The sequence below is a fragment of the Pseudomonas inefficax genome (assembly GCF_900277125.1).
In the GTDB taxonomy this organism is placed as follows: domain Bacteria; phylum Pseudomonadota; class Gammaproteobacteria; order Pseudomonadales; family Pseudomonadaceae; genus Aquipseudomonas; species Aquipseudomonas inefficax.
In genome coordinates this window covers 16,057-33,816 of sequence record NZ_OPYN01000152.1, presented here as the reverse complement: position 1 = coordinate 33,816, position 17,760 = coordinate 16,057, and the positions used below count along the sequence as shown (strand labels likewise).

Genomic DNA, 17,760 nt, shown 5'->3' with positions numbered 1-17,760 from the left:
CATGATGTTCGATTTGAATGAGCTGTACCTGTATACCAAGGTGGTCGAGTGTGGCGGTTTCGCATCGGCCGGGCGCGCGCTCGGCCTGCCCAAGTCGCGGCTGAGCCGGCGAGTCGCCAATCTGGAGGACCGCCTGGGGGTGCGCCTGATCCAGCGCTCCACCCGGCAGTTCGCGGTCACCGAGGTGGGGCTGGAGTACTACCATCACTGTATGTCGATGGTCGATCGGGCATTTGCTGCCGAGGATGCTATCCAGCGCAGCCGCGCCGTGCCCAGCGGTATTGTCCGGCTGGCCTGCAGCACCTCACTGCTGGATGCACGCCTGGCGCCGATGCTTGGGCAGTTCATGGTGCAATGCCCGGCGGTGGAATTGCTGGTGAAAAGCTACAACCGGCGGGTCGATGTGATCGGCGAGGGCTTCGACCTGGTCCTGAGCGTGCGCCATCAACCGCTGGAGAGCAGCGAGCTGGTGATGCGCAAACTGGCGCAGAGCCGCCAGTGCCTGGTGGCTGCACCCGGGTTGCTGGCGCAGTATGACCGCGCTCTGCAGCCTGCCGACCTGTTTGAGCTGCCCAGCCTTGGCTGGGGGGCGAATGTTCAGGAGTACGTCTGGGACCTGGACGGCCCCGAAGGCGGGGTGGCTTCCATTCGCTTCCGCCCACGGTTGGTCTCCGACGATATCGCGGTGCTGTACCAGGGCGCGCTTGCAGGCGTAGGCGTGGTGCTGCTGCCAGCGGACATGGTGGAGGATGACTTGGCCGCCGGGCGCTTGCTGAACGTGCTGGAGGGCTGGGTACCCAGGATGGGCGAGGTAATCGCCCTGTTTCCTTCGCGGCGAGGGCTGACGCCGGCTGTACGGGAGCTGATCGACTTTCTTGCGGTGGCGTTCGAGCGTTCGGCGTAGCGCCTTTGACCGGGGCAGCGTTCATCAGGCAGAACGCAGCGGCGCATTTCACCACCTATCGTGAGCTGCGTCGTGCACCTATCATTCAAGCTTTGCAGCCTGTGCAGCAAGGTGGCCACAGGCAACCGTCAATCAGGAGTTTCAATGTCAGAGCGAGCAATCCGCGCTTCTTTTGCAGGTGTGGCGTACCAGGTGAACGTGACAGATGGCCTGCACCAGTGGGCCAGCGATGTCGAGGCGACGGCAGGTGGCGGGGATGTCGGGCCGTCACCCCATGGGCTGTTGCTGTCATCCCTCGGCGCCTGTACCTCCATTACGGTGGCCATGTATGCACAGCGCAAGGAAATGCCGTTGGAAGCCATCGATGTGGATGTCCGTATCGAGCAGGAGCAACTGGGGCGTGAACCCCGGATCCAGATCGCTCGTGACATTCGCTTGAGCGGGCCGCTGAGCGAAGAGCAACGCACACGCTTGCTGGAAATTGCCAATGCCTGCCCTATTCACAAGGTGTTGAGCGGCGAAATCATCATCGCCAGCAAGCTGGTTGAATGAGGCAACGTGCAGCGTTGCGCCTGCCGGCTGCCGCCGCCTGACCGTTGGCGAACCTGAGGAGTACGACGATGGTGGCCCTGAACGCCAACCGGTGTCTGCTGCTTTGCCCCTTGGGGCTCGGTCTGCTGTTTGCCGTGCCGGCTCAGGCCGACAACGCCTTGGGCCAGAAGGACAACATTTTCACCGGTGTCAACGACAGACAGGCCGTGGAGCTGGGCATCGCGCCCGGTCTGGTCGAAGGCGCGCGCCTGGATGCGCTGGTGAGGAACTACTATTTCCAGCGCGATAACCACTCTGACCTGGTACCCCGCGACCCGACCGAATGGGCCCAGGGCTTTCTGCTTTCGTTCCGGTCGGGTTTTACCGATACGCCTGTCGGCTTGGGCCTGGATGCGCATGCCTTCCTCGGCATCAAGCTCGATGGCGGCGGCGGAAGTGGCGGTGCTGGCTTGCTCCCGCTCGACTCATCGCTCAAGCCGGGTGACATGTTTTCCAGTGGCGGCGCGGCGCTCAAGCTGAGGTACCTCGACACCTTGGTGAAGGCCGGCGACCAGTTGGTCGAGAACCCGGTAGTGGCGAGTGGCACAAGCCGGCTGTTCCCGCAGACGTATCGTGGCGTCACCCTGAAGAACCATGGCATTGACGACCTGTGGCTGGATGCCGGGTTGGTGGAATCTACCCGGCTGCGCAACCAGAGCGGCCACTCCCACCTGGTCACCGCCTATGGCGCGCGTAACGGCGCGGGTGTGGCGGCGGACCGCGAAAGCCCTCATATCGGCTGGCTTGGCGCGGTGTATGGCCGGCCGCAAGGGCTGCAGCTGACCGTTTATGGCGGCCAGCTGGAAGACATCTGGAATCAGTACTACCTGGGGGTTTCGGAGGTGTTTCGGGTCAATGATGCGCTGCTGCTCAAACCCTACTTGCACTACTTCAAGACCCGGGACCAAGGGCGCAGCCAGCTGGGTGACATCGATAACGACACCTACAGCGCCGGCATCTCCGCGACCGCCTATGGCCAGACCCTGACCCTGGGCTTGCAGAAGGTCGACGGCCGAACGCCGTTCGACTACATCACGCAGAACGACCGTGTCTTCCTTTACCTGAGCAATTCCCAGCAATTTGCCGATTTCAACGGCCCCGGTGAAAAGTCCTGGCGCCTGCAGTACGAAACCAGCCTGGCGCCGCTGGGAGCGCCTGCGCTGCAGTTCATCGCGGCCTACACCCGGGGCGAGGCCGACCTCACCCGGGTCGACCCAGCAAGCGTCGGTTATGGCTATATCTACAACCCGGACGGCAAGCACGCCAAGCACTGGGAACGCGACCTTGCTCTCAAGTACCAGGTACCAGCCGGCCCGGCCAAGGACCTCTCGCTGACCCTGCGCTGGGCAACGCATCGCGAGGGTGATGGCTATACCGCGCCCGGCAATACCCGCGGCAACTCCAGTGCCGATGAGTACCGGCTGATCATCGATTACCCGATCAGCCTGTTTTGATCGTGTGATGTGCGCAAGCCACGACGCACAGGCCCGCTGAAGGGATGATTCTTGGTCATGCAAGCCCGCTCTCATGGAACTGCACATATCTCATTGAATTAGCAGGGGCCTTGTGGGAGCGGCTTTAGCCGCGAACACCGGCGTAGCCGGTGCCATGCACCGCGTTGGATTCTTCGCGGCTAAAGCCGCTCCCACAGGGTGACGCGGATTGCTTGCGAATTCAGTTCTCTACGCGACAGCGCAGCCGTACTTGTGGGAGCGGGCGTGCCCGCGAAGGGCCGCAAGGCGGCCCCCGCCGGTCATTCCCAGATATGTTCGGCCAGAAAGTCGATCAGGCTGCGCACTGAGGGCAACAGCCCGCGGCGGGAAGGGAACACCGCATGGACGATGCCGCAGCGCGGTTCCCATTGCGGGTTGAGCTCCACCAACCGGCCGTTTTTCAGGTCCTGGTCAACCACCATGAACGGCAATTGCACGATGCCTACACCGTCAAGCGCCGCCTGCCGCAGAGCGCTCATGTCATCGGTGATGTAGCGCGGCGTGTGGCGGATTTCGGCATGCGCGCCATCGGGCCCTTCAAGTTGCCAGATGTGGTCTCTGGGCGGCCCCCAATCCAGGCTCGGCTGCTGACTCAGGTGCTCTGGTTCGATGGGCAGCTGCAGCGCCAGTCGCTCCACCAGCGAGGGGCTGGCGACCAGCCGCTGCGGGCTCCTGGCCAGTGTGCGCATGACCAGGTCGCTGTCCTCCAGCGGCGGGAAGCGCACCCGCAGCGCCAGGTCGAGGCCTTCGCCCAATACATCCACACGGCGGTTGGTGGGTTCCAGGTGCACCTTCACTTTCGGGTTTTCGGCCATGAAACGACTGACCAGCCCGCCGACCCGGTAATGCAGCAGGGTTGTCGGGCAGCTCATGCGGACGGTGCCCTGGGGCTCGGCGCGGGTGCGTTCGACCACCCATTGGGCCGCTTCCGCTTCCACCAGCATGGCCCTGCAATGCTGGAAGAACTCCTGGCCCGTCGCGGTCACCGAAAAGTGTCGGGTGGAACGCTGAAGCAGGCGAACGCCCAGTTCCTCCAGCTGCAGGACGCGTCGGCTGAGTGTGGATTTTGGAATGTTCAGTGCCCGCCCGGCAGGCGCGAAACCGCCGTGCTCGACGACTTGGGCGAAGTAGTACAGGTCGTTCAGGTCTTCCATGTTCGATCGTTCACCAGATGGAACTCTGTGGCCAATCTATCAGCTCTAGCGCTTGCAGCGTGAGGGCACTAACGTTTCCAGCTTGGCGTTGAAACATTAATGCCCACAGGAGACCTGAATGAGGCCTTATAGAAAGTCCGCTGCACTGTTGTCGCTGGCGACGGCACTGGGTAGCGCCAAAGTCATGGCCGATGCTGTCAGCCTGCCGCCGTTGCCGCTGGGTAACACCAGCTTCCTGGATGGGATCGTACGGCCAGGCATGCTGTTCGAGCTGCCGATCCAGCACTATCGTGCCCAGGACGCCACGGACAGCCACGGCAGCGCGGTGCCGGGCCGTCAGAAAGTGCACAGCACCACTGTGCTGCCGCACCTGGCCTACATTACCGAACACAAGCTGCTGGGCGCCAACTACGGCATGGAAGTGCTGTTGCCGCTGGTGCACCTGGACGTCGATATCGACAACGGCCCTGACGGTTCACGCACGCGCCAGGGCGACCTGATCTTCAGCCCATTGCTATTGCAATGGGCGCCGGTGCAACTGTTCGGGCGCCCGTACTGGCAGCGTTTGAACCTGGTAATCACCGCACCCACCGGGGATTACCACCGTGATGCCAGCATCAACGTCGGCAGCAACCTGTGGGTGGTCAGCCCGCACTACGCCTTTACCTGGGAGCTGACCGACCGGCTCGAGGTCAGTGGGCGCCTTCATTACGCCTGGTCGAGCCGCAACGAAGACCCGGCCAGGCATTTGCAGGCCGACGATATCCAGCCCGGCGAGGCGGTGCACAGCAACTTCTCGGTGTCTTACGCAATCTCCGATGCCTGGCGGGTGGGCCTTGCCGGTTATCACCTGGAGCAGATATCGGCCGACCGGATCGACGGCCACCGGCAGTCAGCGTCCAAGGAACGCGTGCTGGCCCTGGGGCCTGGTGTGATGTACAGCAGAGGCAAGCAGGCGTTCTACGCCAACTTCTATGTGGAGCAGGGTGCAAGGAACCGAACTGAGGGCAAGCAGCTGACGCTGCGTTACCTGTCGCCCTTCTAGAGATCGGCGTTGGGTAGCAATTCATGCAGGTGCAGGCGGGCAGTCAAGCCAATTGGGGCGGCTGCGGCCCTTCGCGGGCTTGCCCGCTCCCACAGGTTTGGCGCGATGCTCAGACAATGCGCGGTCCCTGTGGGAGCGGCTTCAGCCGCGAACACCGGCGAAGCCGGTGCCATGCACCTCGGTCGCGTAAAGCTTCACTGCACCTCGCACGCCTCCTGCGAAGGCACACCGTAGGACACGTAATACGCCAGCCCCACGAATATCGCCCCACCCACCGCATTACCCAGGAACACGGCCACCAGGTTCTCCGCCAGCTGCGCCCAGCTCAAGTACCCGGCAAAAATCGCAGCGGGGATCAGGAACATGTTGGCGACCACGTGCTGGAAACCGATGGCGACGAACGCCATGATCGGGAACCAGATGCCGAGAATCTTGCCGCTCATTTCACGGCTGGCATACGAAAGCCACACTGCCAGGCACACCAACCAGTTGCAGCCGATGCCGGACACGAAGGCGTGAAGGAAGTCGGCGTTGGTCTTGCTGGTCGCAGCCGCCAGCACCTTGTTCAGGTAGGCCCCCTCGGTCAGGCCCAGCAGGTGCCCGAAGCACCCGGCAACGAACAGTGCACCCAACATGTTGGCTACCGTCACCAGCAGCCAGTTGCGCGCCAAGGCGCCTGGGCCGATACGTCGGGCGAACATCGCCAAGGGCAAGCTCATCATGTTGCCGGTGAGCAGTTCGCCACCGGCCAGAATCACCAGGATCAGGCCGATGGGGAATACCGCGGCGCCCAGCAGTGTGCCGAACGAGGCCCACTGTGCCGGGATCATGGTGCTGACGTGGATAGCCAGGAGAAACCCCAGCGAAATGAATGCACCTGCGAGAAACCCCAGGACCAGTGTCGCCTGGGTGGATAGATGGGCTTTTTTGACGCCGCTCTCGATGACGAGCTCGGTGATACGGGTGGGGCTATTGACGGACATTTCGGAAACTCGAACACAGTGACGGCGACTACAGCGGGTAGGCTCGCCGTGGTGGGGCTTTAACAGTACGGGGATGGCCTGCGCAGTCGGCCCTGCGGTGTAACGCACACCTTTGGGCCAACTTCGAAGAGGGCGGCAAGCTACATGAGGCAATTTGACGCGGTCAAATCGATGGGATGGATGATCTGATAGACCGCGTCGATGACGTTCGCCGATCAGCGTGAGTAGATCTGCTTCCCGGCAAACCAGGTCTGCACCACTTGGGTATCGCGCAGTGTTTCGGCATCGACGTCGAGCACATCGCGGTCAACCACGATCATGTCGGCTTGCTTGCCAACCTTGAGCGAACCGATCTGCTGCTCCAGGCGCATGGTGCGGGCGGCGTTGAGGGTATAGGCCTGGAACATCACCTGGCGGTCGATGGCTTCAGCGGCGTTGAGCACGCCTTTGGGCCCCTTGCGGCTGATGGCCTGGTAGATCGCTTGCCAAGGGTCCGGGGTGGTGATCGGCCAGTCGCTGGCGCCCGCAATGGTAGCGCCATGCTTGAGCAGCGAACGTGCCGGGTAGGTGTGCATGAAGGCCATGGCATTCACGTACGGCTTGACCAGTTCCATGTTCGATTGGTCGGCGCTGGCCCAGTACAGCTGCATTGCTGCAATCACGTCGAGCTGTTTGAAACGGGCGTATTCCCTGGGGTTGACCAGCTGCAAGTGAGTAATGGAGTGGGGGATGCCGCTGTGGCGATCACGCCGGGCCTGCTCGATGCCGTTGAGCGCCTCGCGCACGGCGCGGTCGCCGATGGCATGCACATGCACCAACCAGCCACGGGCATCGGCGGCGCTGACCAGTTCGCCAAAGTGTTGCGGGTCCAGCAGCAGTTCACCGTGCTTGCCGGAGTTGCTGTAGGGCTCGAGCATTGCCGCCGTCTGCGCAGGCGCTTCGGCAACGCCGTCGGCGAATACCTTGATGCCTGGCAGGGTGAGGTTGCGAACGCCGAGAAATTGCTGACGAACCCGGTCCAGTTCGTCCAGGTCGGCAGGGCGGGCCCTGGAATCGGCCATCAGCAGGGCGGCGACGTGGGCGGTCAGCTCGCCACGCGCGGAGAGGTCCTTGTACACCGGCAGCACGCCCAGCGAATGGTTTTTCACATCGGCCCCCGGCAGCTCGTTGGCCAGCGGGTCCATCCAGCCGGTGATGCCCAGCTGCTTGTAGTGGTCAAGGGCCATGCGTCCTGCGCTCAGCAGGGTGGCGTGGGGCAGCGGGGGCAGAAGGTCGGTCACCGGGTAGTAGCTGGCATCGGCGAGGAAACCGTTTGGTGTTCCGTCCGGGTGTTGGCCAATGGTGTTGCGTGCCTCGGCAGGCAGGGCAGCGATGGTTTCGGCATCGATTGCAGCACGCTTGAGCATGGCCTGGTTGGCCCAGCCGGTGTGCATGTCGTTGGCGGCGAACAGAATCGGTTGCGCGGCCCATTCGCCGTGGTTGAAGCGCTGTTCCAGCGCAGGGATGTCATTCCAGTAGGTGCCCGGTACACCACCGACGACAAGGAACTCGCCGCGTACGGCCTTGCCGTCGCTGCGCCATTGCTTCAGGCGTCGCTCCAGTTCGTCCAGGGCGACCTGCTCGCCTGCCAGGTCGGCCAGCACCAGTTGCAGGCCACCCTTGATGGCATGCGAGTGGGCGTCGAGCATGCCAGGCATCAGTACCTTGCCGCCCAGGTCGATGACCCGGGTGCCTTCGGCCTTCAGGCGTAGTACGGCCTGATCGGAACCTACCGCGACGATTTTCTCGCCTTCGACGGCCACGGCCTGCTGCAAGGGCTGGCCGGGTTCGGCGGTGTAGACCTTGGAGTTGTGCAGGATCAGGTCCACCGCCGCGAAACCCGGTGTGCACGTGCAGGCCAGGCCGGCGCTGATTGCCATTTTCAGGAGCTGCTTCATGCTGTGCCTCGTTCTTGTCGTGATGGCGCCGCAGCCTAGTCAAGGGGGCAAGGGCGGATAAAGGCGAGGGCAGGCACAACTTTTTTTGCCATCGGGAAACAATCCCCAGCCATCGATTGCCAAGGTGCAAGCAGCGGCCTTCGCCGTGCCTATTCAAATTGCCAGCATTTGCGGGTTTGATAGCGAGGGGCAGATACTCGCCACCTTCGCATTGCCCCCACCGTTTGTGCCGAACAGGAAGAAACCATGGACAAGATGATGGCCCTGACCATCTTCGTCGCTGCTGCCGAACACGGCAGCTTCAGCCGTGCGGCCGAGCAATTGGGCAAAACACCGTCTGCCATCACCAAGGCTGTTGCGCACCTGGAGAGCGAACTGGGCGTGCGCCTGTTCGAACGCACCACCCGGCGCATGGCCCTGACCGAGGCCGGTACCTTGTACCTGGAAGGCGCCCGCCAGGCGTTGATGCACCTGCAACGGGTGACGGAGGAGGTGGAGCAGTTGCAGCACGCGCTGCGCGGCACCCTGCGCATCACCGCGCCACCGTCGTTCGGCCCTGCGTTTCTCAACCAGGTGTGCTGCCGCTTCATGCGCGAGCACCCGCAAGTGCGCCTGGAGGTCAATCTCAACGATGCCAACGAGGACCTGATCGATGGCGGCTACGACCTGTCTCTGCGCGACGGCCCCACCGACCAGCCAGAGCTGATCGCCCAGCCGCTGATCGAGAACCGCGTGATCCTTTGCGCCAGCCCTGCCTACCTGGCCCGACACGGCGAGGCGATCACCCTGGAGAACTACGCCCAGCACGACTGGCTGCTGCTGCGCCACCCGCTGCTCAACCGCAGCTTCTGGTGGATTGAACACGGCGGCCAGACGCTGCGTGTGCGCCAGCCCACCCCCCGACTGGTGAGCGACAACTTCGACTTCCTGCTGGCCTGCCTGCTCGATGGGCAGGGCTTGCAGTTCGTACCCACCTGGTGTGCCGCCCCCTACCTGGCCAATGGACAGCTGGTGGAGGTAATGCCCGATTACTGGCGGGCGCTGAGCGCGTTCGGCCCCTGGGTGCACGTGCTGTACCTGCCGCACCGGCGCAATACCCGCAAGGTACAGGCGTTCATTGCCTTGCTGCATGAGCACCTGCATGGGCAGGAAGTGCAGACGCTGGTGCGGGGCTGAGTTTTTCCATCGGGGCACAAAAGTTGTGCGGGTTGTGGCGATGATCGACTGGGGGGGGCTCGCTAGGCTAGCGGTACTTGCCGGACCACCCCGGCCTGTACCAGGAGTTCCCCGCCTTGAAGATCCACACCCATGTCAGCGACATCCGCAACCCCCTCGAGCGAGGCCACCAGACAGGTGCGCGCTTCGCCGAGCAGATCCGTACCACCACTGCACTGTACTTGGACTTTTTTCCGCGGGTAGGCGTGCCTTTGAGTGAGGCGCAGCGCATCGGCGAAAACAGCTTGGCCGCCCTGGAGGCCTGGAGCCCGGGCCTGGCCGCTGAAGTGGTCGGCATGGCCAGCGGTGCCGAACTGCCGCTGTGGCAACTGGCGAGTCTGAACGCCCGCACCGAAGTGCTGGCGGCCCGAACCCGCCACAGCGAATGCTCGACCACCGTGCATGCACCCCGTGGTGCACGTGCACCGCAGACCCTGCAGACCTGGGATTGGCATGACAGCCTGTGCCCCCACGGCCTGATGCTGGCGCTGCACACCGAGCGCGGCATGAACGTCAAGCTGTTCTGCGAGTTCGGCATGCTTGCAAAGCTTGGTGTGAACAGCGCGGGCCTCGGCCTGCACTTCAATATCCTCCACCACGCCAGTGACAACGACAGTGGTGGTGTGCCGGTGCACGCCATCGCCCGGCGTCTGCTGGAGGAAGCCAGCAGCGTCGAGGAGGCCATCGAGCTTGCCCGGTCGGCGCGGGTCAGTGCCTCTACCGTGCTGACAGTGTTCTCCCGCCAGGACAGCAGCCCGCGCGCGGCCAGCATCGAACTGAGCCCCGCGCGCACAGCGTTGGTCCTGCCGCGAGAAGACGGCTGGCTGCTGCACACCAACCACTTCCTCGACCCACAACTGAGCCTGGGCGAGCAGGTCGCCGACCGTGCCGATACCCAATGCCGCCTGGGCCACCTTGAGCAGGTGGTCGGCCAGATGGCCAGCGCTGACCTGCGTGCCCGAGCCCAGGCCATGTGCGGCGCCGAGGGCGACAGGGCGCCGATCTGCTTCCACCCGGACATGACGATGCCTGATACCGAGCGCTGGGAAACCTTGCTCAGCGTCGGCATCGACACCGAACGCTGTGCCCTGCAGTACGTGGCCGGCACGCCTGTGCAACTGGCCAAGGCCGGCTTCGACACCTTCTGAGCCAACCCGGTGCCGCCAGCCCAAGGCGGCACCGCTGAACGAGAACAACAACAATGCATGCGCAACATTCCCGCCCTGCGTCATCCCGCTCCGCCCTGCGAACTTTCTGCGTCTCCGGCCTGGGGACGGCGCTGGAATTTTATGACTTCATCATCTACGGCACCGCCGCCGCACTGGTGTTTCCCCAGGTGTTCTTCCCGCAGATGGACCACCTCACCGCCACGCTGGTGGCCTTCAGCGCGTTCGGTGCGGGCTTTCTTGCCCGACCGTTGGGTGGCCTGGTATTCGGCCACTTCGGTGACCGCATCGGCCGGCAGAAGGTGCTGGTCGCCACCTTGCTGCTGATGGGCCTGAGTACCTTCCTCATCGGCTGCCTGCCCGGCCATGCCAGCGTCGGCGTGGCTGCACCGGTCCTGCTGGTGCTGCTGCGCCTGGTGCAGGGCTTTGCGGCAGGCGGGGAGTGGGGTGGCGCCGCGCTGTTCGGCATCGAGTCGGCGCCACCAGGGCGGCGCGGGCTGTGGGGCAGTTTCACAAGCATGGGGATCGGTGTGGGTGGCATCCTCGGGGCTGGAGTATTCGCCATCGTCAGTGCGGCCTTCGACGACAACCTGGTCGATTTCGCCTGGCGCATCCCGTTCTGGCTGGGCGGCACCTTGGTGCTGGTCGGCCTGTACGCGCGCTTGAAGGCGCCGGCAGCGGTCACCGCGCCCTTGCCCAAGCCCGTAGCTGCGCCGTTGGCCGCGGCCTTGCGCCAACGTCCGCGGCAGCTGCTGCTGTGCACCGGGATCGCCTTCGGTTACTGCACCATTGCCTATATCGGCAGCACCTTTTTCCTGACTTACGCCACGCAGGTGGGCTTTGGCAGTACCGACGCGTTGATGTTCGACCTGGCGCTGTCGGTCGCCATCGTGCTGTCGGCGCCGTTTTTCGGTTACCTGTCGGACCGTTTGGGGCGGCGCACGGTAATGGCCTTCGGCGCAGTGGCCATGGCCCTGGGGCTGTTCGTGTTCTTTTCCCTGGTGGGCATGAAGAGCTTCGCCATCGCCCTGTGCGCCTACAGCCTGACCGGCCTGCTGATGGGGGCGACCCAAGGGCCTATCCCGGCCTTCCTCGGCGAGCAGTTCCCGCGCAGCATGCGTTACTCGGGCATCTCGGCCAGCTACCAGATCGGCGCCGCGCTGGGCGGCGGCACTGCATCGAGCATCGCCACGGCCATCCTGATCCTCACCGACCATGACCCGCTGGGCGTGGCGCTGTATGGCGCGGGGGCCCTGGCACTGGTGGCGGTATGTTCGCTCATGTTGCGCGAGACAGCGCGGTTGAGCATGGCGCAGATCGATGAGGAGGCGCCGGGGCACGTGGCGTCTGTAGCTCTCGGCAATCATTGAGGTTATTTGCACTGCCTGCCATAACCCAGGGCAAATTGAGGGTGCTGGCAGGCTGAAGGCGACAGACGGATTGCTGACCGTGCGTGGCGATCGGAATGGGGCTGGCCCTGGCCTGGCTGATGGCACTTCAGCCACGGCCGCTGGCAAACCAAGAACTGCGAAACGGCGAAATAGAGCATTCAAAGTCACTTGCGAAGTTTGGATCCAGTTGCCTGGTAAAACTTTCCATTCGGTCAAATTACAACAACTTAGCAAACTAACTAACTTCATTTAGTATGCCGCCTGTCGGTCGTTTTACTCGAGAAATGAACGATTTGGGTGACGCTGACTCCTATTTGCCAGCAGGTGCCTTCAATGTGATTGCACCTCGCGCCTTTCCCCAGAACATATGGACGTTCAACCTCATCGGCATCACTGGGATGCTCATGGGGCTTTTTTTTTCCTGAATACCGGAGTAATGCCATGCCAAACCGAGGCTCTTCGGGTGAGCCACCGTGTGTGTGTTGAATAACTATCTGCTTTTTCATTTAACGATTCGAATTTGACTTTGCCGCTGCGATTAAATCGTTCGTACGCCTATTGCAAGGTCATCTAGCGCTAACGCATTACGTGGAGAAAACGTCGTGGAGATTAATACAATTATTAGCCTGTTCGGGCAGAAAGAATCCATGGAGCTGGTGCGGTTGTCGGTGATTTACGTTCATTTACTGGCCTGTTGTATCGCCATCGGTCTGGTATTCGCCAGTGACGCCGAGATGGTCAGGAACTTGTTGAAAGGTCATAAACAGGCCGGGCATGACAGTCAGCATATGACGAGCTTGCAGAAATCCGTGGCCAATGCCCTGATCTTCCTGTGGCTCACGGGTGCCGCAGTGATTGGAATTGACTACCTTGATAAAGGTATGAACTATTTTGCCAATCCGAAACTTCAAGCGAAGGTCATTATTGTCATGTTGCTGACCTTCAACGGCATGTTGTTGCATCGCTATGTATTGCCTGCCCTGCTGAAAGCGGGCAACTTGCTCGACCTGAACTTTGGCGTGCGGATGTTCGCGCTGTTCTCCGGCGCATTGTCGGGTGTGTCCTGGCTGTATGCGGCGATGCTGGGCGTCGGTCGGCCACTGGCCTGGAAATACTCCTTGACCGAGTTGCTGCTGGCCTATCCGGTACTGATCCTGCTCGGCTTCGCCATGATGGCTGCCCTGACCCAGTGGGCACGCAGCCGCAGCCAGGCCGAACCGGTTCCAGCGCCTGTCTGGCGACTGGCAGGCATTCCTGTCTGACTGCCTGAGTAACGCTTCGATTGCGCCGCGAACCGGGAAACCTGGTTCGCGGCGAGCTCGTTCAATGCGCAGATCCCACCTCGATTACAACGGCCTCAAGCCATGTGCAAATACCTGTAGGAGCGGCCTTGTGTCGCGACGGGGCGCGAAGCGGCCCCAGGTTTTCAGCTTCGCAGCAAAGATAGTCGGGGCCGCTGCGCGGCCCATCGCGACACAAGGCCGCTCCTACAAGGGCCAGTGCTGGCTGAAGAGATATCCAAGACAGTTGCCCCCACAGAGATTGCGCAATTGCTGAGTTCTGCGCACTCCTGAGACAGGCATCAGGCCCGTGGCGTTGAATTTGAACGTCGCTGTGCGGTTGTGGCTCTTAATGCAAAGGACACCGTGAGGGCTCCATCATGAGCATTGAACGCAGCATCCCCGAACTCGAGGCCTGGTACGCCCAGTACGACGACATCAGTTACCGCCGTGAGTCGCCGGATGCCTACCACCATGAACTGCTGCGCACCGCCGAGGCCCTGCGTGACGATGGCGCCATCGATTGGGACGACTGGCTGGCACTCAAGGCCTTGGCCGATGACGCCCATGTGCGCGCTCTGGAAGATGCCGTGCAGGCCCATGTCAGCGACCCCGACGCATGAAAGCGCTGAAGATTGCCACGTTCAACATCAACGGCATTCGTAGCCGACTGCCGGCACTGCTGGCCTGGCTGGAGCGGGAAAGGCCCGACATCGCCTGCCTGCAGGAGCTCAAGGCGGCTGATCAGCAGTTCCCCCGTCAGGCACTCGAAGCAGCGGGTTATGGCAGCCTCTACCAAGGGCAGCCTTCGTGGAACGGCGTGGCCATTCTGTCGCGAGGCAGCGAACCGCTGGAAGTACGGCGTGGCCTGCCTGGCATGGAGGATGACAACCAGAGCCGCTACCTTGAGGCCGCAGTGCAGGGGATAGTGGTGGCCTGCCTGTATCTGCCGAACGGCAACCCGCAACCGGGGCCGAAATTCGATTACAAGCTCCGCTGGTTCGAGAGCCTGATCGAGCATGCGAAAGGGCTGCATGACAGTGGCCATCCCGTGGTGCTGGCGGGCGATTTCAATGTGGTGCCCACCGATATGGACATCTACGACACGCGCTCCTGGATGAAGGACGCACTGCTGCAGCCCGAATCACGCGCGTATTACCAGAAACTGCTGCGGCAAGGCTGGGTCGATGCCCTTCGCCATCTGTATCCGGACGAACGCATCTACACCTTCTGGGATTACTTCCGCAACCACTGGGCACGCAACGCTGGTTTACGTATCGACCACCTGTTGCTCAACCCTGAACTGGCGCCTTACCTGAAGCGGGCTGGCGTCGATGCCTGGGTGCGTAACGAGCCCAAGGCCAGCGACCATGCGCCCGTTTGGATCGAGTTGGGCACGCGTCGCAGGCCGTAGGGCATTTAGAAAAACCTGCATCGGGGCAGGGTGGGCGACCGCCTTCAACTACCGGAGCCACCACTGGAGCCCGAACCACCAGAGCCTCCGGTTCCGCTACCCGTCCCGCTGCCGCGTTCCGACCCACTGCGCTCACTACCCGATTGGTCGGTGGTGCCATCGCCTCCAGTGTTGTCAGTATCATTGTCATCGGTTCCGCCAGAGCCCGACCCCATGGCGTCCGCAGGTGTACCGGAGCCTGTTGCCCCGCCTTGGCCGTTCATATGCCCGCTGTCATGCGGCTGCGTGCCAGGGGCACGCTGATCGTTCAGGTCGGTGGCGGCCAGCACCACGGGTGCACTAGCCCCCAGGCACAGTGCGAGCAGTAACGAGTGAGGCAGCATGATCTTCATGGCGATACTCCTTTGCGTATTGGTTACCTTCCGTTCGGCCAGCATTGCCCACGGCCGTGCCGTGAAATCGACGGAATGCATGGAGCGCTGACATGCACGAGGGAGTTATCCCACGTGAATACTTTGAGGCCCGCGCTTCGCTTCCTCTGGCAAGGCCGTGACCTTGATCGCCCGTACCGGTACGGCGAATTTGGCACCGACCTTCGAGAAGCGCTCGAGCAAGTGGAAATTGATCGCTTGCTGGATGTCCATGTACAGGTTGTAGCCGGGGTCCTTGACGATATACACGCACTCGAATTCCAGCGCCTCTTTGCCGAAGCCGCGCAGGTGGGCACGGTCGAAGCGCACCTGTTGCTGCGCCTTGATCGCTTCCTCGACGATGGCGGGCGCTTTCTTCACTGCTTCGGTTGGCGTGTCGTAGGACAGGCCGAATTCGAACACGATCCGTCGTTCCTGCAGGCGCTTGTAGTTCTGGATGGTGCTGCTGATCATGCTGGCATTGGCCATGACGATCTGTTCGCCGCCCAGGCTGCGGATGCGTGTGGTCTTCAGCCCTACATGTTCAACCGTGCCGGCCAGCGGGCCGATGACGATGAAGTCGCCCACCTCGAACGGCTTGTCCACGGCGATGGATAACGAGGCGAACAGGTCGCCAAGGATGTTCTGCACGGCCAGCGCAACAGCGATACCGCCTACGCCCAGGCTGGCGACGAAGGCGGTGATGTTCACGCCCAGGTTGGAGAGCATCGCCAGCAGCACCACTGACCACAACAGCACCCGCGCGCCCCATGCCGACAGCGTGGCCAGCGCGCTGCCCTGGTTCAACCCGTCGGTGCGGTGCCGGGCGAAATAGCGGTTCAAGCCCAGGCCGATGGCGCGGTTGGCCCACAGCCCGATCTGCAATGCCGCGACCACGAACCACAGGCTACCGACCCGGGTCAGCCAGCGCTCGGGCAGGTCGAGCATGCTCAGGCCTACCAGCAGCGAGGCAAGGAACAGCAGAAAATTGCTGGTACCGGCAAGCACCTTGGCCAGTACCTGGCTGAGCGCGCCGTCACGCTCGGACCAGCGTTTGACCCGATGCAGCATGAAACTGATGGCCGCTCGAGCCACGAGGAATGTCAGCAGGGCTACCGCCAGTGCCAGCAACAAATTGAGAACGGAAACTCCGAACAGTGTGGTATCGGTGAACAACGCGATGATGCGATCACTCATGAGAAACTTGCCTCCTTGCGCAAGGATTGGGTAACTGGGGGAGCGGCATTGCCGGCAAGGCAGGCAACGCCACTGCGCAGGCGAGCCTCAGCCGTCGGACTGCTCCTCTGGCGGCACCTGGCCTTCGGGCCAGTCGGGTGCTTGCTGCTCCTTTTCCTGATCGGGCACAGGCTCGCCTGGGTTGTGCGGTATGTCGTCCAGGTAAGGGTCGGGGTGGTTGGGGTCGATCATGGTCTGGCTCCTCGCTGTCTGGCGTTCAGGCATGTTTCCGGGCGTTCAGCCCGACTCCGCTGCAGTGTTTTTTTTCCAGCCCCGCAGGTTCATGGCGCACAGGCAAACCTGCAGGAGGATCAGCGCCCAGGCTTGCGCCTGCCAACCCCACACGGCCCACAGCACGTTGCTGCCAATGAAGCAGCAGAAACCCAGCTTGCGCCGGCCTGGGCGCCGTGAGCCGATGCACCAGGCGGCAAGTACCGTCAGGGCCATGGCGGGCCATTCAAGAAAGTCGATCCAGGCCTCCATCACGCGGCACGCTGTTCGCCCTTGAGCAGTTTCTTCTGCGCTTCCATGGCCTGGCCGAGCTCATCCAGCTGCTGCTTGCCCAGCAGTTTGCGAGCGGTCGGGAACAGCTCGCTTTCTTCTTCCTCGATATGGTGTTCCAACAGCTCCTTCATCACCTTGACCCGCCCGGCGAACTCGACGGTGCCGGTGTCGGTCTGCAGCAGGTCCGGCAGTACCAGCGAGTCGACGGTGCGGTGCTCCTCCTTGGCTTCGTAATACATCTTCGCTTCTTCCTTGCCGCCGGCCTGCTTGATGGCCGGGTACAGGATTTCTTCTTCCAGAGCGGTGTGGATGCTCACCTCCTGCTTGATGCGCTCGAGCAACTCGGCGCGCTTTTTCACCGCACGCTCAGTGGTGGAGGAGAGTTCCTCCAGCAGCTTCTTCACCAGCTCATGGTCCTGGATCAACAGTTCGATAGCGTTCATGCTGCACCTCTTCGGGGACGGAAAAATCACGGTTGCCTTCGATGGAGTAGGGCACGCGCACCAAGGTTCAAAGTGGATGATCAGCGTACCGGTGTCGCGAAAGGTTGGCCCTGCAAGGGCCCACGCCGGTCGCACCGGCCAGGCAGGGTCATTCCTGCGGGATGATCGAAATCTTGCCGTTGCGCTCGACGATGGCGAACTTGATCTGCTCGACGCTTTCGATACCCTGGCTGTCCCGGGCGGATTCGAGGATGTCGTCTTCGGTCAACCGTGCCCGCCGCATGCGGTGGTGGAGAAAGCGCCCCTGCTCGACGACCAGTGTCGCGTGGCCGTCGAGCAGCCGGGCCAGGCGCCTGGAATTGAGCTTGGCCAGCGACAGGCCGACATCCAGGACGATCAGCGTGGCGATCACCAGCATGGCGTTGGTGAACGAGAAGTCCTCGCCGAGCAATGCCTGCTGGGTTGCTTCGCCGATGATCAGCAGCAGGACGAAGTCGAAGGTGGTGAGGTCTGCCAGTGAGCGCCTGCCGGCCACGCGAAACAGCAACATCAGCGCGATGTACATGCCTGTCGCACGAAGAATGGAGTCCATGT

Annotated in this window: 18 protein-coding genes; 10 read left to right on the top strand and 8 right to left on the bottom strand. The window is 62.6% G+C overall.

Annotated features, from left to right (window positions below):
• The first annotated feature begins 4 nt into the window (after positions 1-4).
• From JV551A3_RS17595 to JV551A3_RS17585, 3 genes are all read left to right on the top strand, one after another.
• Positions 5-904 (top strand): LysR substrate-binding domain-containing protein, encoded by a 900-nt coding sequence (locus JV551A3_RS17595; protein ID WP_133973550.1) that lies wholly within the window; start codon positions 5-7, stop codon positions 902-904.
• Between the two features lie 144 nt (positions 905-1,048).
• Positions 1,049-1,456: an OsmC family protein gene (locus JV551A3_RS17590; protein ID WP_133973452.1), complete on the top strand. Its 408-nt coding sequence runs from the start codon at positions 1,049-1,051 to the stop codon at positions 1,454-1,456.
• Between the two features lie 68 nt (positions 1,457-1,524).
• Positions 1,525-2,949, top strand: a complete 1,425-nt coding sequence (locus tag JV551A3_RS17585) for an OprD family outer membrane porin (RefSeq protein ID WP_133978998.1) — start codon at positions 1,525-1,527, stop codon at positions 2,947-2,949.
• 299 nt (positions 2,950-3,248) lie between these two features.
• On the opposite strand, the gene JV551A3_RS17580 is transcribed toward JV551A3_RS17585, so the two are convergent.
• A complete protein-coding gene (locus JV551A3_RS17580; RefSeq protein WP_133973448.1) occupies positions 3,249-4,142 on the bottom strand; it encodes a LysR family transcriptional regulator in 894 nt (297 codons plus the stop codon).
• Positions 4,143-4,260: 118 nt separating this feature from the next.
• Here JV551A3_RS17580 and JV551A3_RS17575 point away from each other — a divergent pair, with 118 nt between their 5' ends.
• Entirely contained in the window at positions 4,261-5,187 is a 927-nt protein-coding gene (locus tag JV551A3_RS17575) for a SphA family protein (protein WP_205125954.1), read from the top strand.
• A 194-nt stretch (positions 5,188-5,381) separates the two neighbouring features.
• On the opposite strand, the gene JV551A3_RS17570 is transcribed toward JV551A3_RS17575, so the two are convergent.
• Positions 5,382-6,170, bottom strand: a complete 789-nt coding sequence (locus tag JV551A3_RS17570; RefSeq protein ID WP_133973446.1) for a formate/nitrite transporter family protein — start codon at positions 6,168-6,170, stop codon at positions 5,382-5,384.
• Positions 6,171-6,385: 215 nt separating this feature from the next.
• Entirely contained in the window at positions 6,386-8,107 is a 1,722-nt protein-coding gene (locus JV551A3_RS17565; RefSeq protein WP_133978996.1) for an amidohydrolase, read from the bottom strand.
• A gap of 246 nt (positions 8,108-8,353) precedes the next feature.
• Here JV551A3_RS17565 and JV551A3_RS17560 point away from each other — a divergent pair, with 246 nt between their 5' ends.
• The 6 genes from JV551A3_RS17560 (at position 8,354) to xth (ending at position 14,573) form a co-directional block, all read left to right on the top strand.
• Complete coding sequence (locus JV551A3_RS17560) at positions 8,354-9,283, top strand: LysR family transcriptional regulator (RefSeq protein ID WP_133973442.1); 930 nt, start codon at positions 8,354-8,356, stop codon at positions 9,281-9,283.
• A gap of 116 nt (positions 9,284-9,399) precedes the next feature.
• Positions 9,400-10,470 carry a C45 family autoproteolytic acyltransferase/hydolase gene (locus JV551A3_RS17555; protein WP_133973546.1) on the top strand — a complete coding sequence of 357 codons (1,071 nt, stop codon included), beginning with the start codon at positions 9,400-9,402 and terminating at the stop codon, positions 10,468-10,470.
• Positions 10,471-10,523: 53 nt separating this feature from the next.
• Positions 10,524-11,858, top strand: coding sequence for an MFS transporter (locus tag JV551A3_RS17550; protein ID WP_133973440.1), 1,335 nt, complete (start codon positions 10,524-10,526; stop codon positions 11,856-11,858).
• A 668-nt stretch (positions 11,859-12,526) separates the two neighbouring features.
• Positions 12,527-13,141: a hypothetical protein gene (locus tag JV551A3_RS17545; RefSeq protein ID WP_133973544.1), complete on the top strand. Its 615-nt coding sequence runs from the start codon at positions 12,527-12,529 to the stop codon at positions 13,139-13,141.
• A gap of 398 nt (positions 13,142-13,539) precedes the next feature.
• Positions 13,540-13,782, top strand: coding sequence for a hypothetical protein (locus JV551A3_RS17540; RefSeq protein WP_003257678.1), 243 nt, complete (start codon positions 13,540-13,542; stop codon positions 13,780-13,782).
• Positions 13,779-14,573 carry an exodeoxyribonuclease III gene (gene xth, locus JV551A3_RS17535; RefSeq protein WP_133973438.1) on the top strand — a complete coding sequence of 265 codons (795 nt, stop codon included), beginning with the start codon at positions 13,779-13,781 and terminating at the stop codon, positions 14,571-14,573. Before JV551A3_RS17540 ends, xth begins: the two co-directional genes overlap by 4 nt.
• Positions 14,574-15,070: 497 nt before the next feature.
• Here the strand turns inward: xth and JV551A3_RS17525 are convergent, their stop codons facing one another.
• From JV551A3_RS17525 to JV551A3_RS17510, 5 genes are all read right to left on the bottom strand, one after another.
• Entirely contained in the window at positions 15,071-16,180 is a 1,110-nt protein-coding gene (locus tag JV551A3_RS17525) for a mechanosensitive ion channel family protein (protein ID WP_133978992.1), read from the bottom strand.
• 87 nt (positions 16,181-16,267) lie between these two features.
• Complete coding sequence (locus JV551A3_RS30710; protein WP_166674272.1) at positions 16,268-16,411, bottom strand: hypothetical protein; 144 nt, start codon at positions 16,409-16,411, stop codon at positions 16,268-16,270.
• A 45-nt stretch (positions 16,412-16,456) separates the two neighbouring features.
• A complete protein-coding gene (locus JV551A3_RS17520) occupies positions 16,457-16,702 on the bottom strand; it encodes a hypothetical protein (RefSeq protein ID WP_133973432.1) in 246 nt (81 codons plus the stop codon).
• A complete protein-coding gene (locus JV551A3_RS17515) occupies positions 16,702-17,166 on the bottom strand; it encodes a hemerythrin domain-containing protein (protein ID WP_112253846.1) in 465 nt (154 codons plus the stop codon). Before JV551A3_RS17515 ends, JV551A3_RS17520 begins: the two co-directional genes overlap by 1 nt.
• A 148-nt stretch (positions 17,167-17,314) precedes the next feature.
• Positions 17,315-17,758, bottom strand: a complete 444-nt coding sequence (locus JV551A3_RS17510; RefSeq protein ID WP_133973430.1) for a DUF421 domain-containing protein — start codon at positions 17,756-17,758, stop codon at positions 17,315-17,317.
• Positions 17,759-17,760: the final 2 nt, after the last annotated feature.

Coding starts and splice junctions, on each gene's coding strand:
- xth (WP_133973438.1), top strand. CDS start 13,779: ATGAAAGCGCTGAAGATTGCCACGTTCAACATCAACGGCATTCGTAGC.
- JV551A3_RS17545 (WP_133973544.1), top strand. CDS start 12,527: ATGGAGCTGGTGCGGTTGTCGGTGATTTACGTTCATTTACTGGCCTGT.
- JV551A3_RS17595 (WP_133973550.1), top strand. CDS start 5: ATGTTCGATTTGAATGAGCTGTACCTGTATACCAAGGTGGTCGAGTGT.
- JV551A3_RS17575 (WP_205125954.1), top strand. CDS start 4,261: ATGAGGCCTTATAGAAAGTCCGCTGCACTGTTGTCGCTGGCGACGGCA.
- JV551A3_RS17570 (WP_133973446.1), bottom strand. CDS start 6,170: ATGTCCGTCAATAGCCCCACCCGTATCACCGAGCTCGTCATCGAGAGC.
- JV551A3_RS17510 (WP_133973430.1), bottom strand. CDS start 17,758: ATGGACTCCATTCTTCGTGCGACAGGCATGTACATCGCGCTGATGTTG.
- JV551A3_RS17525 (WP_133978992.1), bottom strand. CDS start 16,180: ATGAGTGATCGCATCATCGCGTTGTTCACCGATACCACACTGTTCGGA.
- JV551A3_RS17515 (WP_112253846.1), bottom strand. CDS start 17,166: ATGAACGCTATCGAACTGTTGATCCAGGACCATGAGCTGGTGAAGAAG.
- JV551A3_RS17550 (WP_133973440.1), top strand. CDS start 10,524: ATGCATGCGCAACATTCCCGCCCTGCGTCATCCCGCTCCGCCCTGCGA.
- JV551A3_RS17590 (WP_133973452.1), top strand. CDS start 1,049: ATGTCAGAGCGAGCAATCCGCGCTTCTTTTGCAGGTGTGGCGTACCAG.
- JV551A3_RS17520 (WP_133973432.1), bottom strand. CDS start 16,702: ATGGAGGCCTGGATCGACTTTCTTGAATGGCCCGCCATGGCCCTGACG.
- JV551A3_RS17560 (WP_133973442.1), top strand. CDS start 8,354: ATGGACAAGATGATGGCCCTGACCATCTTCGTCGCTGCTGCCGAACAC.
- JV551A3_RS30710 (WP_166674272.1), bottom strand. CDS start 16,411: ATGATCGACCCCAACCACCCCGACCCTTACCTGGACGACATACCGCAC.
- JV551A3_RS17540 (WP_003257678.1), top strand. CDS start 13,540: ATGAGCATTGAACGCAGCATCCCCGAACTCGAGGCCTGGTACGCCCAG.
- JV551A3_RS17580 (WP_133973448.1), bottom strand. CDS start 4,142: ATGGAAGACCTGAACGACCTGTACTACTTCGCCCAAGTCGTCGAGCAC.
- JV551A3_RS17585 (WP_133978998.1), top strand. CDS start 1,525: ATGGTGGCCCTGAACGCCAACCGGTGTCTGCTGCTTTGCCCCTTGGGG.
- JV551A3_RS17565 (WP_133978996.1), bottom strand. CDS start 8,107: ATGAAGCAGCTCCTGAAAATGGCAATCAGCGCCGGCCTGGCCTGCACG.